Here is a 12,842-nt window from a genome sequence, read left to right on the forward strand (position 1 = left end):
TGTTTTTAGTTTATTGGAAAAAATAATTCGTAATTGTATGATGTATTATTCGGTCTAGAAGTACCTGAATGCGTCTTCAAAATAACATCACCATCAGATTTAATTGTATAAAAGACTTGTCCATTATATGAAGAATAATCTGCTATTGGCTTACAAGGTCCATATATAGTAGCTATTTTAACACCTGTTGTCCACGGCAAATTTGTAGAATTAGGTCCTGAAGAAAATCCAAAAGATGCCTTATAATAAGAATTTGGAGAAACAGAAACGCTTCCGCCACCAGCTATTCCAATTGATGAATTAAAATTAAGACTGCAAGACACAGGAGTACATATTCCGTTGAGATTAGCAGCACTTTGTCCATTAATATTAATATCCTCCTGCGCTCTCTGATCTGCATCTGCCTGACTTATTGTTGAGGAATACTTGTAAGCTGGGACGATATACGTATAAGTACTGCCTAAACTGCCAGATCCACAATCCTTAATAAAACTTTTAGTTTTTTCGCTACTATAATACTTAATTGGTGCATAGTTATATTTATAATCCTGTATAATATTATTATTGACATCAACCACCTTTTCCAGTCTATTTCCTGCATCATATTTATAAAATGATCTAATTTTTGAAGGAGGAGACATACTTGTCATTCCTACCAATGGATCATAAGTATATGTAGTAATAGCAACATCAAAACTATGCTGTCTGCTTTGGAAAAGGTCAAGCTTTGTTCTAAACTGATCCTCAGTAGCAACATCAATATCTTTGTCAGAAGCAATACTTAATGCATTACTTTCATCAGATAACATTGTCATAAAATGATCAGTACCTTTACCTTCTATTTTAGCAATAGGTAGAGTTTTATTATATCCCCATATAATTCCAACAGTGCTTCCATTTCTATTGGTATATTGGATGAGATTTCCTTTATCATCATATTTATCATATTTGATGTCTGTAATAACAGTATTACTTTCCAGGTCATAAGATATTTTAGAGCTTGGAAGAATTGAGACAGGAATATCATATTTGGTTTCCTGCTTATCTATTAATTTTCCATTTTTCTTTTTCTCAATTTCAACTGGGGTATCTAAAACGTTAGCACTGACCAATTTTGCTATATTCTTATCTTTTGCATTTCTGTAAAATTCTTCCGTGGTATCCCCTGCTGTTATTGTTTTTTTTGAGACTAATCGTGCATCATCATAATTGAAAGTATTTTCTTCTTTTATGCTACCTCCCGGAAAAAAATCTTCTTTAGTACTACTTTTAAGATTACTAAAATAAGTTAATACATAGTTAGACGCTGAATATTCATCATATCCAATGCTTTTAGCAAAATAAAAAGGTTTAGTAACTTTCAAAGAATTTCTGATTTGATAATCATAGGAATATTCTTCTTTTTTCAAGGGAGTAACCTGCCCCTCTTTATAATAATTAACAGATAACAGCTTGCCCCTTCTGTCATCAAATGATTGTATATAGGAACTTGGAAACTTCATAAATTTTATAAAATTTTTCTGTTCCTGAGTCGAAATATTCTGATCAGGACTCATAATCTGATCAGGGTGATCATTAAAGTTAGAATACTTTTTTTCAATATACCCTTTACCTGTAGTTTCTTCAATAATTCTGGAATAACCAATAATAGCTCCTGTATTAAATCCAATACCAGAAGGAGTCTCAATATTAATAGTTTCATCAGGAGTTGTCATAAAGTTGATCTGTCCCGAAGAAGTGTTATCTTCATTAATATATTTATATTTAATTTCTTTACTTATTGTGTTTTGAGAATCATATAATCTCATCATATTAACTCTCGTACTTCCCAATATATACTTTTCTCCTTCATACATAAAATCATCATTCTCATAATCCAGTTCTAAAGAACCTCCAGTAGGATAAATCATTTTCTTTAACAAGCCTAATTTTGATACAGAAGATGGAGTTCTATCTATCTGAAATGAAGTAGCAAAGGCAGTTTTGTTTCTTAGTTGAAATGGTAAGATATTATCTTTAGGCAGATCAGGATAGAAATAAAATTTTGTATTTGGATAATAACGTAAATCATTAGGATGATAATCATTTTTTGAAAAAACAACATTAGAAGTATTATTATTAAAATAACCTAAAAAATCAACTTTAGACGTATTTCTTGGAGGAAATACATTATTATCATAATAAAAAGAATAAGTACCCAAAGAAGAATCAACTACTTTTTCAAGTTTAAGTCTTTTACAATAATAATCTCCGGATGAACAATTACCGGAATCAAAATATGAATAACTGAAATTGGCTTGCTTGATCGTATTACCATTTTTATTTTTCACCAAAATACTGCTCAAAGCATTGCCTCCATAATCAAGTCTTGTAATATCATAATTAAAATCAATAGTTTCTTTTTCCGTTATAATTTTTTTGAGTCTCTTTGCAACTAATTTCGATGATATCAGTCTGTTAAAAACCTGATCAGGAAAAGGATCACGTACAGGTCGTTTTAAGTCAAGAAAGGAAACTCCATAATTACCAAAATTTATATAGTTGAATAAGGTGAGTAAGGATAAATGTTCATAATTATTAGTATAACTTTCGTATTCAAAGTTTATTTCCTTTCCTGAGAATGGGTCTTTAATTTTGGCAAGATACCAACTGTTAACTTTCTGAATACTATGACTTGATAAATCCTGTGGATAATCTACAATATTTGAATATTCATAATCAATAAATGTGTATAGATATCCATTATCTCCTGTTATTTCAAATTTATCCGGCTGATAGAAAACAGTGGCACCCCCTACATTACCAAAGCTAGTGCTTTCAAAGAAACCACATGCTCTTTTAATATTCAGATTCACGTTATTATTGAGCTTAGCATTTGAAATAAAAAAATTTGCCTTTAATTGAGTATTACTTATTCTTGTAAAATAAAATCTATCTTTAAACCCAGGTGCTTCAACATAGTAAAAGTCGGGAGCCGAATCAATTAATCTATCATCATTTTCCCATATTCTATGGTTGATGCACAACTGAGAGTTAAAATCCTGTGTATCACTCAAAGCCTGCGGATAATCTGTTGACAGATAACCTCTTGACTGTCGATGCCAGGCATATGACTGCTCCGGCTCAAAACCAGGAGTAGTATAGTAGGCATATGTCTCTGTAAGATCATTCATATCATTAACTTTAACCGTTAAATTTCCTCCAGCATTTAAATTCCAGCCCAGCCCCACCGCCGTAGCAATATCAGCAGCTCTATTTCCCTTTGTAGTATATGAAAGTCCTATAGGAATGTTCAACTTTTCGAACCCAATTGTATAAATTGGTACTGAAATATTATTTTTCCCAATAAAATCAGGTTCAGGAAAGTCAACATATCTCATCATATTTGCTACCTCAGGAGTAGCAATATTATATATTTGTTTATCTGATATATTAGACTGTGATTGATACTTTGAGATAGAAAATAATGACAGTAATAGAATAATCTTAAATCTATTTTTTTTCATTTTTGTTTATTTTTTTATCAGCTTAGCATTCGCTGTTTTGTTATTATCCGTTTTGATGGTCACCAGATAAGCGCCCTGTACAAGGTTCTGCGTATTGATCTTGGTCACATTATTCTTTGTCTTCAGACTCTGAAGCTGCCTTCCGCTCATATCATACAACAGAATTTCAGCTTCTTTGAAATCAAAGCCGATTTCTACATAAGCATAATCAGATACGGGGTTCGGATAAATCTTGATATCCTGTTTTTCGATCAATTGGCTGACCTGCTTGTCTCCCAGCTTCACAATCTTCCAGTTCTCTTTCCCCAGTTCTTTGGCGCTGGTCCCGGCCAGGATAATAGAACCATCCCGGTTCAGTTTCAAATCTGAAAGTCTTTCTTCTCTCTGCCTTGATTCTCCTGCCACATGTTTTCGCCACTGCTCATTGCCATTCTGATCCAGGTACAGCATCCAGAAGGTTTCATCATCTTTTTCTATTCTGCCTTCAGCCTGAGTGTAGCCTCCCAGCAATATTCCTGTTGTAACATCTTGACTCTTGGTTCTTGATTCCTGGCTCTTTGTAATCACACTCATTCCCATTAATACATCTCGGTTCTTGAAGGTGTAGGATTTTTGCCACTGCTCATCACCTCTTTCGTTTAGCGCGATTAACCATAAGTCAGTACCTTCTTGGGTACCTACTGTTTTGTTTCCTGATCTTTCGGATCTGGATTCGCCACCAATGATATAACCTGTGGATGTCAAAGCTAAAGTTCTGATATGGTCATCTCCTTTCCCGCCATAGTTCTTTTCCCATTCTACTTTTCCGTTCTTGTCCAGTTTTACAATCCAGTAGTCACCTTCACCGAAATTGCTGCTGGCTTTTGGCATCTGGCTAATGGCTGTAGAGGTGGCAGATGAAAGGTTGCGGGTAGCAGTACTTATCGTTGATGATTTGCTTTCAGGGTTTCTGATACCGGAACCTGAATCACGGACCTCGGAGCTTCTGGAATAAATTCCCAGTAAGGCTCCGCCATCTTTCGTGGGAATCATTTTTTCTACTTCATCCAGACCTTTTCCACCTAAAATAAGTTGTGAGAGTTCTTTTCCATCTTTATCTAATCTTGTGATCCAAGCGTCTTTGGAACCGTAGCCTTTGGATGAGTTCTGGACATTGCCGGCAACAAAGAATCCTAAATCGGTGGCTTGAATGACTGATCGGGCTTCTTCATCTGAGGAAGTTCCTAATGTTTTCTGCCATAGTTCATCCCCAAATTCATTAAGCCTGATCAACCAGATATCGGATCCTCCTCTGGAATCCTCTTTCTTATCGAGTCCTTTCCCAGAATAAGAGGTTCCGGTCAAAAGGAAGCCTCCGTCCTGGGTGGTAACGGTGGCTGACAGATAGTCATGATTCTGCCCCGAGAAATATTTTTCCCAGACCTGATCTCCCTGCTGGTTGAGTTTTACAAGATGGAAATCGTAACCATTATTCTGCTTTTGGCTGTTAGCTTCTGGCGACTGGCTTTTGGACTGGATAGAGCTTCCCGTGATAAGGTATTGCTGATCAATGGTGGTGGTAACCTGGCTGAGAAAATCCTGGGTGGAGGATTGAATGTCTTTCTGCCATACCACTTCCTGGGCGGATAGCCCAAGGATTGTGCATAAGGTAAATGCACAGAGATGCTTTTTTTTCATTCCCGTGTTTTTTATGAGTTAACAATTAGTTTTTAAAACTTTCCAAATTTAACATTTTTTAACGCAATATCTGACTCACATTAAGATGATTTAATATGAATTTTATCACATTTATGTGTATTTTAAATTAAATATTTCTATTTGCTGTAAAAGTATTTCAGAACGACGTCAAACTTGTCGTATTTTTAATTAGACAATCAATTAATTAAAAAAATATCAATTAATGCTATCTCAGCAATATACTGTATGAACAGTAAAGTCAACTAGTTTGTTTTCAGTATATTACAAATAATTAAATAATTACTTGGTAAAACATAATACTATCTTTTACATTGGTATGATTTTTAGTATTACATTTGTATAAATTTTCAGGTATGAAAACAAAACAACAAACTATAAATCAGGGGGATCATAAAATAAACTGGTTCCAGCATTTTCTTATGATATGTTCCGGCGGGAATATTCATATTTTAAGAAAAACTCCGAGTGAATGGAATAAATTTTCAGGGATCGGAGGGATCGTACTTTTCACTGCAGTATTTGCTACTCTGTCTGCAGGCTATGCCATGTATACAGTCTTTGATGATGTCTGGACTGCTATAGGATTCGGAGTTCTCTGGGGGCTGATGATCTTCAATCTTGACCGTTATATTGTCTCTTCCATCAAAAAAACAGGAACCTGGTGGAATCAGATTCTTATGGCTATTCCCCGCTTGATCCTTGCTACATTTTTAGGAATCATTATTTCCAAACCACTTGAGCTTAAAATTTTTGAAAAGGAGGTCAATAAACAGCTGAATACCATTATTCAGAGAAATAAAAAACAGCTGCAGGGTGAAATGAGCGGAAGAATTCTCCAGCAGAGCGGGCCATTTGAAACGGAAAAACAACAGATCTCAGAGAAAATTGCGCAATACCAGAAATCTTATGATTCCGCCTCTGTAGAACTTGAAAAGGAGATATTGGGAAAACAATCGGGGCTTACCAGTGGAAAAGAAGGCTACGGACCTAATGCCAAACGTAAGCAGGAATTAAAAGAACAGCGCAGACAGGACCTCGAGAATTATCAGAAGCAGGCTGCACCAAGGCTGGAATATTTAGACAAAGAAATTTCCAAGGTATATACCAATCTGGAAACTGAAAGAAAATCCACAGAAACCTTTGAAGACAAGTTCAATGGTTTTGCAGCCAGACTTCAGGCACTGGATGAGCTTGGTAAAAATTCAGCCATTATCGGACTGGCAGCAGCATTTATCATGGGTCTTTTTATCTGTCTCGAGATTTCCCCGGTTTTAGTAAAGCTGATTTCCCATGTAGGACCTTATGATTATCTTTTAGAGAAAACAGAAAATGATTTCAGATTGTATTCTAAAGAAAAAATTGAAAAAGGAAATGCCCTGACCGATTTCCGGATCGAAGATTTTAAGGATAATCTGGATAAATAGTTTATTGATGCTGGAAGTATACATAAGTACTGTTTCCCTAACCGGATTAAAATTAACCGGATCATATTTTTGATCTGTTCAAAACATAATACAACTTACCTTCCTGTTTTTCGGGAAGGTTTTTAATTGATGACTTGCTAAAAATCTCCATTTAAATAATTTTAAACTTTTCCTGAAAACATTGATAAGTTGTGATAAAAAAATATAAATTTGAGAAACAGCTATAAAGCAAAAATCAAAAAATCAATTATTATGAAAAATTTAAAAAAAGTTTCAAGAGAAAGCTTAAAAAGTATTAAGGGTGGATTTAAAATGTGCAACAGCGAATTACCGAATTTCGGATGTGGTGATGCTGAAATTTTTTGCTGTGGCCCCGGAGGATGCAGAAGAATAGCAGATCTGCCGCCAGGCTCTTGTTCTATTTTATAATGACAATACCACTTGTATCTATAAGACCATTGCTTCTGCGATGGTTTTTTTATTATTACTGTCTAAAAGATTCATCAATGAATTAGGAATATTTTTTGCACGTCTATCATATGCCTTCAAGTGTTGTACATCATTTCATATATTTTCCGGAAACTGAAATATTGAGAATTATATATCAGTCGGGGGCGGTATATGATTATCTCCGGGTACCTCCCGGTATTGTCGAAAAATTCGGAAAGGCAAGATCTAAAGGGACTTTTCTGAACGCAGTGATTAAACCAAAATTTAAATTTATCAAGGTTAAATAAAGAATGCCTCCGTTTCCGAAGGCATTTTTATTAATATTTTTAATTCTTATAGTGAATAGTTAGGAGCTTCCTGTGTGATGATGACATCATGCGGGTGAGATTCTTTCAATCCGCTTCCTGTGATCATTACCAGTTTGGAATCTTTTTGTAAAGCTTCAATATCTTTTGCTCCGCAATATCCCATACCTGCTCTTAAACCTCCGGTCAACTGGAAGATCACATCTTCTAATTTCCCTTTATGAGGTACTCTTCCTTCAATTCCTTCCGGAACGAATTTTTTAGCTTCACTCTGGAAATATCTTTCTTTTCCTCCTCTCTTCATGGCAGAAAGGCTTCCCATTCCCTGATAGGATTTGAATTTTCTTCCCTGGAAGATAATTTCTTCACCCGGAGCTTCATCTGTACCGGCTAATAGTGACCCCAACATTACTGCTCCGGCGCCACTTGCAATAGCTTTTACAATATCTCCTGAAAGTTTGATCCCTCCGTCAGCAATTACGGTTACATTCTGAGACTTCGCATATTCGTATACGTTATAGATTGCAGATAGCTGAGGAACCCCTACTCCGGCAACAACTCTGGTTGTACAGATAGAACCTGGCCCTACTCCTACTTTAAGAACGTTGGCACCGGCCTTGATAAGGTCTTCTGCCGCTTCAGCTGTTACAATATTTCCTCCTACGATATCAAGATGAGGATAGGCTTTTCTGATCTCAGAAATTTTATCCAGAACTCCTTTGGAATGTCCGTGTGCAGAATCGATGGCAACAATATCAACTCCGGCCTGTACCAAAGCTTCAATTCTGTCTAAGGTATCTTCACCTACTCCTACTCCGGCACCTACAATAAGGCGGCCGTTCTGGTCTTTATTGGCATTCGGATATTCAAGCTGGTTGTCGATATCTTTGATTGTAATCAAACCTACAAGCTTATTGTCTTTATCTACGATCGGAAGTTTCTCTACCCTGTTCTTAAGAAGGATTTCTTTTGCCTTTTCAAGGTTGGTATCTTTGTCTGAAGTGATCAGGTTTTCTTTGGTCATGATCTCCTCTACTTTCATCCCAAGATTTTCCTGATATTTTACATCTCTGTTGGTAATAATCCCGATCAGAACATTATCTGCATCTACTACAGGAAGTCCTGAGATTTTATATCTTGACATCATCTCTTTAGCCTCACCTAGAGTGTGGTCCTTAGAAAGGGTAACCGGATCGGAAATCATTCCGTTTTCGGAACGTTTTACACGGTTTACCTGTGCTGCCTGCTCAGCGATCGTCATGTTTTTGTGAATAAAGCCCAAACCACCTACTCTTGCCAGGGCAATAGCGAGATCAGCTTCAGTAACAGTGTCCATCGCAGCGGAAACTATCGGAACATTCAGCGTGATTTTGTCGGTAAGTCTTGATTTTAATGAAACCTGGTTAGGTAAAACTTCTGAATAAGAAGGGACTAGAAGAACGTCATCGAAAGTGATGGCTGTCTCTACAATTTTGTTATGAATAGACATCTTTACTTTCTTTGCAAAATTAGGTTATTTTGATGACATATGAAAATCCTTTTTGATAGTTTAAATAAAAATTAATAATCAATAACTTAAATCAAAAAACCGCTCTTTTTTCAAGAACGGTTACGGTACAAAATAATTGATAAGTATGAAACTACTTGTTGAATATTAATTTTTCAATGGTAAACATCCTATTTAATGGGATTTCCATTTTCGTCTAAATTTTCGATATGGGTATTGTTATTTTTATCAATATATAATTTTAATCTTACTTTCCCTTTAGTATCCCGGATAAAGATTCCCACATCTCCGTTTGCTGTTTTGCCGGCAAAAAACCGTTCATTGGTTAATTTCCCTTCTTCCCTGAGTTTTGCATATGCTTTTTTGCTGGCTACAGGATCATTGAGTTTTTTCAGGGAGTCTTCAAACTTTATAATGGCTTCTAACGGAAAGTCATCCGGACGGTCCCAGAGCTTTAAACCATATACTCTTTTTTTATCTTTGCCCGCTTCTTCGGAATATTGCAGCTGCATAATCTGGTCTGTATTTCTCTGATCTACAGAGTATACCATTCCGGACCCTTCTTTATTCCCATCATATACAAGTCCGCCACACTCATCTCCCAGCGAATTAAAGAAAATCATCCCCGCTTCTCTTTCTCTCTGCTTCATGTTTTTATGGTTCACCATTCCCGGATGTTGCCGTTCTTTATTACTGATCACCATTTTTAAGGTTCCGTCTTTTTCAATAATATTGATGCGTTCCACATCGATTTCCTTAAAACGTTCGTTAGCATACTGACTTTTGAATGCAAGAAAGAAAAATACTATACATACAGCCGTAAGCGAAACAGCATAGATTTTAAGGATACGGACTTCTTTTATTAGCTTTTCCATGCCCAGGTAGTTTAGAGGTTAAATATTTCTTATTATTTGTCTGTAACAGAACTGATCATTTTTGAGAGATCATCAGGGGTAAAATTTCCCTTTACATCTACAAATACAAGATCGTCAGTACGGGAACCCAAAGTGATCAGCATATTTTTAATGGCATCACCATCCTGCTTTACCCGGATATTAATATGATCTCCGTCATGCTGTATAGTTGCCCAGTCTTCATAACGGTTGTCATGCAGATATTGGCTGTAATCATCAAGTATTTCTTTGCTTCCGTTGGATACGGTAAGAACTTTTATTTTGGATGCTTTCTTCACCAGGTTGATCGTCTCTTCACTTTCACCTTCTTTCCGTAAAGCTTTTTTAATATACGATTTGGCCAGAACCATTGGTACATTGATACTCGTAAATTTTGCTCCTTTAAAATCGTATGCTGAATTGGAGAAAAATTCCATATTGGGCTTTTCTGAAACAATACAGGACTGAAGCAGCACCATTGTTAGAATGGTCAGAAAAATGTTGGTAAGAGTTTTCATGATTGTTTTTTTATTTAACTTGTCTGAGGGTGCCTCCTGAAATTTTATCCACTTTAGCATCCAGTTCAGGGTTTCCTTTCAATTTGACAGCTGCTCCTGAAGAGACTTTTATTTTCAGCTTATCTGTAACGAAAAGGGACAGGCTTGCTCCTGATGTAGATTCTGCTACTGCTGAAGCAATTTTAAGGTCTTCCAGTTTAGTAGAAGATCCGCTATTCACGTCGATCACTGCTGATGCTGCCTGGCCGGATAAGTTAACATTGGCTCCGCTTGAAATATTCAATGCCAGTTTTGATGCTGTAAGATCTGCTTTCAAAACAGAGCCTGAACTGACATTCACCGCAGCATCCTGCTTTATATTGAAGTTCCCTTTAATAACAGACCCTGCCTCAGCTTCAATATCCATATTGTTTTCCACTACAGTATCAAGTACCGTAAAGATACTTCCCGACGAAGTTTTAACCCCGTAAATATGTGGCGAAGAAACATTGATGCTCAGATTTTTAAACCTCACATTTCGCTGCCCTTTGTTATCAATATATATTTTCAGTACTCCGTTTTCCACTTTGGTGATCACATACTGCAGTTTATCTGCATCAGCAATTACTTTTACATTTCTGTTATTCTCCTGCTTAAAGATCACATTCACTCCTACACTGGCTTCTATTCTTGAGAATTCGCCTACATTTCTGTTGTCTCCATTCAGGTAAGAAGAGGTATTGTCTGAAGTAAGATCATTTCTCACAGAAGTTGTAACAGAATTGGTTTTAAGCTCACTTGAGTTGATGATTTTATTCACATCGGACATTTTCATTTTCCCATTGAGAATAAAGATAATGTTCTCTTCTTTAGAATCAACGTTGAAGACTAAATTTTCCAGGTAATTATCTTTTTCTTCTTCAGCTAAGAACTTCATAGAAGTACCGTCATTGTTCATCGTCATCAGCTCATTGAAATTAAGGGATTTCAATGCTCTGTTTACCTTTTCAGATTTCTCTTCGTTCAGCTTAATATTTTCCACATTATCATCTTCAAGATCCTCCGGGAATGTTGCTTTGGGAATAATCAGAATTTTAAGACCATCCACCTCATTCAATATGGGTTTTATTTTTCCTACATAGGCATCGTTCACATCAATGGTATTCAACAGCTTGAACATGGGCTTCTTTATGTTGATGGATGTAACTCCGCCATTTTTTTCAAAATCCTGAAAAAGTTTATTTAATTTATCAGTCTGCGCCGAAGAAGTTACAAAACCGCTTAAAATTATGGCTATTATAAAAAATATTTTTTTCATGGGATTGATTTGATTTTTAGTATTCGCTGTCAAAGTTTTCATTTTTTTGAGAAGATGCTACTGTTTTTTTAAACTCACTTCCCAATTTCATGAAGGAGTATTTCGTAACATCAATGGCTTCTTTTTCGCTGCTGATTCTTTTACCGTTTACAATGACATAAGAATCATCATAAGCTGTAGAATCATTCAGGTTTTTATTATTTTTAGCAGAGGTGTTGTCAACATATCTCGGCCTTGTTTCTTTTTTAAGTCTTCCTCTTTTGGGCAGAATTTCATCCAGTACATCTTTTTCTGCAACCTGGTTTTCCTGAAAAACAGAATCTTTTTTGGTTCCGGAAATAGAGTCTGTATGGTTCACTGCTACCTGTTCCTGATGGTCACTGTTCTCTTCCAAAAATCCTGATTTCTGTTTCAGAATTTCGTTTTTCACCAAGGTTTCTCTGTCCTGCACATCTGTACCGGTATTTTTATTATTAAAAAAGAATCCTATCCCGAAAATCAGCATTACACTGGCGGCCATCCAGAACCATTTGGGAAAAGAAGGTTTTTTCTTTTCTCCTAACGGAATAATAGGAGCAGCATCTTTCTCAGGCTCTTCACCTTCTGCCTTCTGAAGAAAATCTTCAAAGCTCCAGTCCATTTTTTCTTCCCGGATATCCCGGAAGATTTCGTCGTATTTATCTTGTAATTGATCTTTTTTCATAGCTCATCAGTTGTGAGATTTGTTCTTTTACTTTTTGTCTTGCCCGCATAAGGTTTACCCTTACCGCATTTTCTTCCATTTCCAGCATTTCAGAAATTTCAGAAATATCATACTCTTCTACATCTTTCAGGTGGATCACCATCTTTTGTTTTTCCGGGAGCTGATTGATGAATCCTACAATATGTTCCTTAAGATTATCCACCTCCATGCTATAGAGCTCCGAGCGATGCAGCTGCATATCCGCAAAACCGATCTTTACATCGTGATGCTTCAGCCGGTTGAGACATTCGTTCCGGACAGACTTCAGCGCATAGGACCTGAAATTTCCAAATTGCCCAAGCTCGTCTCTCTTCTGCCAAAACTTCATCATGAGATCCTGTACCACATCTTCTGCTTCATCACTGCTCATGACGAACCGTTTCGCAAAACGATACATCTCGTCTTTGAGAATAAACACCGTATTCTTGAAGGTTTCCTGGGTCATGAGTTTTGTTTCTTATAGGTAAGACAACTTGTCTTTATAATCTATTACATCAAAAAT

General features: G+C 36.2%; 11 protein-coding genes. 3 read left to right on the forward strand and 8 right to left on the reverse strand.

The window, feature by feature from the left end:
- Positions 1-5: 5 nt before the first annotated feature.
- The gene (locus BBI00_RS15120; RefSeq protein ID WP_123902289.1) at positions 6-3,506 is read right to left on the reverse strand and encodes a DUF5977 domain-containing protein; all 3,501 of its coding nucleotides are present in this window, start codon (positions 3,504-3,506) and stop codon (positions 6-8) included.
- A gap of 6 nt (positions 3,507-3,512) precedes the next feature.
- Positions 3,513-5,183, reverse strand: coding sequence for a T9SS type A sorting domain-containing protein (locus BBI00_RS15125; protein ID WP_065399531.1), 1,671 nt, complete (start codon positions 5,181-5,183; stop codon positions 3,513-3,515).
- Positions 5,184-5,557: 374 nt separating this feature from the next.
- Here BBI00_RS15125 and BBI00_RS15130 point away from each other — a divergent pair, with 374 nt between their 5' ends.
- The 3 genes from BBI00_RS15130 (at position 5,558) to BBI00_RS15140 (ending at position 7,365) form a co-directional block, all read left to right on the forward strand.
- A complete protein-coding gene (locus tag BBI00_RS15130; RefSeq protein ID WP_065399532.1) occupies positions 5,558-6,628 on the forward strand; it encodes a DUF4407 domain-containing protein in 1,071 nt (356 codons plus the stop codon).
- Positions 6,629-6,880: 252 nt separating this feature from the next.
- Positions 6,881-7,057, forward strand: a complete 177-nt coding sequence (locus BBI00_RS23375; protein WP_165602531.1) for a bacteriocin-like protein — start codon at positions 6,881-6,883, stop codon at positions 7,055-7,057.
- A 110-nt stretch (positions 7,058-7,167) separates the two neighbouring features.
- On the forward strand, positions 7,168-7,365 hold the full coding sequence (locus tag BBI00_RS15140; protein ID WP_065399534.1) for a KTSC domain-containing protein: 198 nt from the start codon (positions 7,168-7,170) through the stop codon (positions 7,363-7,365).
- A 46-nt stretch (positions 7,366-7,411) separates the two neighbouring features.
- Here BBI00_RS15140 and guaB read toward each other — a convergent pair whose 3' ends face one another.
- The 6 genes from guaB to BBI00_RS15170 all read right to left on the reverse strand — a co-directional run bounded on the left by guaB (position 7,412) and on the right by BBI00_RS15170 (position 12,785).
- Positions 7,412-8,872, reverse strand: a complete 1,461-nt coding sequence (guaB, locus tag BBI00_RS15145) for an IMP dehydrogenase (protein ID WP_065399535.1) — start codon at positions 8,870-8,872, stop codon at positions 7,412-7,414.
- 188 nt (positions 8,873-9,060) lie between these two features.
- On the reverse strand, positions 9,061-9,765 hold the full coding sequence (locus BBI00_RS15150) for a hypothetical protein (RefSeq protein ID WP_065399536.1): 705 nt from the start codon (positions 9,763-9,765) through the stop codon (positions 9,061-9,063).
- A 32-nt stretch (positions 9,766-9,797) separates the two neighbouring features.
- Positions 9,798-10,301: a DUF4252 domain-containing protein gene (locus BBI00_RS15155; protein ID WP_065399761.1), complete on the reverse strand. Its 504-nt coding sequence runs from the start codon at positions 10,299-10,301 to the stop codon at positions 9,798-9,800.
- Between the two features lie 10 nt (positions 10,302-10,311).
- Positions 10,312-11,598 (reverse strand): DUF4252 domain-containing protein, encoded by a 1,287-nt coding sequence (locus BBI00_RS15160; RefSeq protein ID WP_065399762.1) that lies wholly within the window; start codon positions 11,596-11,598, stop codon positions 10,312-10,314.
- 16 nt (positions 11,599-11,614) lie between these two features.
- Positions 11,615-12,301, reverse strand: coding sequence for a hypothetical protein (locus tag BBI00_RS15165; protein WP_065399537.1), 687 nt, complete (start codon positions 12,299-12,301; stop codon positions 11,615-11,617).
- Positions 12,276-12,785 carry an RNA polymerase sigma factor gene (locus tag BBI00_RS15170; RefSeq protein ID WP_065399538.1) on the reverse strand — a complete coding sequence of 170 codons (510 nt, stop codon included), beginning with the start codon at positions 12,783-12,785 and terminating at the stop codon, positions 12,276-12,278. Before BBI00_RS15170 ends, BBI00_RS15165 begins: the two co-directional genes overlap by 26 nt.
- Between the last annotated feature and the right edge of the window lie 57 nt (positions 12,786-12,842).

Source organism: Chryseobacterium arthrosphaerae, from assembly GCF_001684965.1.
Classification (GTDB): Bacteria; Bacteroidota; Bacteroidia; order Flavobacteriales; family Weeksellaceae; genus Chryseobacterium; species Chryseobacterium arthrosphaerae.

What these genes read in the sequence shown, in the direction of transcription:
- BBI00_RS15120 (WP_123902289.1), bottom strand. Translation starts at nt 3,506, where the DNA reads ATGAAAAAAAATAGATTTAAGATTATTCTATTACTGTCATTATTTTCT.
- BBI00_RS15125 (WP_065399531.1), bottom strand. Translation starts at nt 5,183, where the DNA reads ATGAAAAAAAAGCATCTCTGTGCATTTACCTTATGCACAATCCTTGGG.
- BBI00_RS15130 (WP_065399532.1), top strand. Translation starts at nt 5,558, where the DNA reads ATGAAAACAAAACAACAAACTATAAATCAGGGGGATCATAAAATAAAC.
- BBI00_RS23375 (WP_165602531.1), top strand. Translation starts at nt 6,881, where the DNA reads ATGAAAAATTTAAAAAAAGTTTCAAGAGAAAGCTTAAAAAGTATTAAG.
- BBI00_RS15140 (WP_065399534.1), top strand. Translation starts at nt 7,168, where the DNA reads ATGCCTTCAAGTGTTGTACATCATTTCATATATTTTCCGGAAACTGAA.
- guaB (WP_065399535.1), bottom strand. Translation starts at nt 8,872, where the DNA reads ATGTCTATTCATAACAAAATTGTAGAGACAGCCATCACTTTCGATGAC.
- BBI00_RS15150 (WP_065399536.1), bottom strand. Translation starts at nt 9,765, where the DNA reads ATGGAAAAGCTAATAAAAGAAGTCCGTATCCTTAAAATCTATGCTGTT.
- BBI00_RS15155 (WP_065399761.1), bottom strand. Translation starts at nt 10,301, where the DNA reads ATGAAAACTCTTACCAACATTTTTCTGACCATTCTAACAATGGTGCTG.
- BBI00_RS15160 (WP_065399762.1), bottom strand. Translation starts at nt 11,598, where the DNA reads ATGAAAAAAATATTTTTTATAATAGCCATAATTTTAAGCGGTTTTGTA.
- BBI00_RS15165 (WP_065399537.1), bottom strand. Translation starts at nt 12,301, where the DNA reads ATGAAAAAAGATCAATTACAAGATAAATACGACGAAATCTTCCGGGAT.
- BBI00_RS15170 (WP_065399538.1), bottom strand. Translation starts at nt 12,785, where the DNA reads ATGACCCAGGAAACCTTCAAGAATACGGTGTTTATTCTCAAAGACGAG.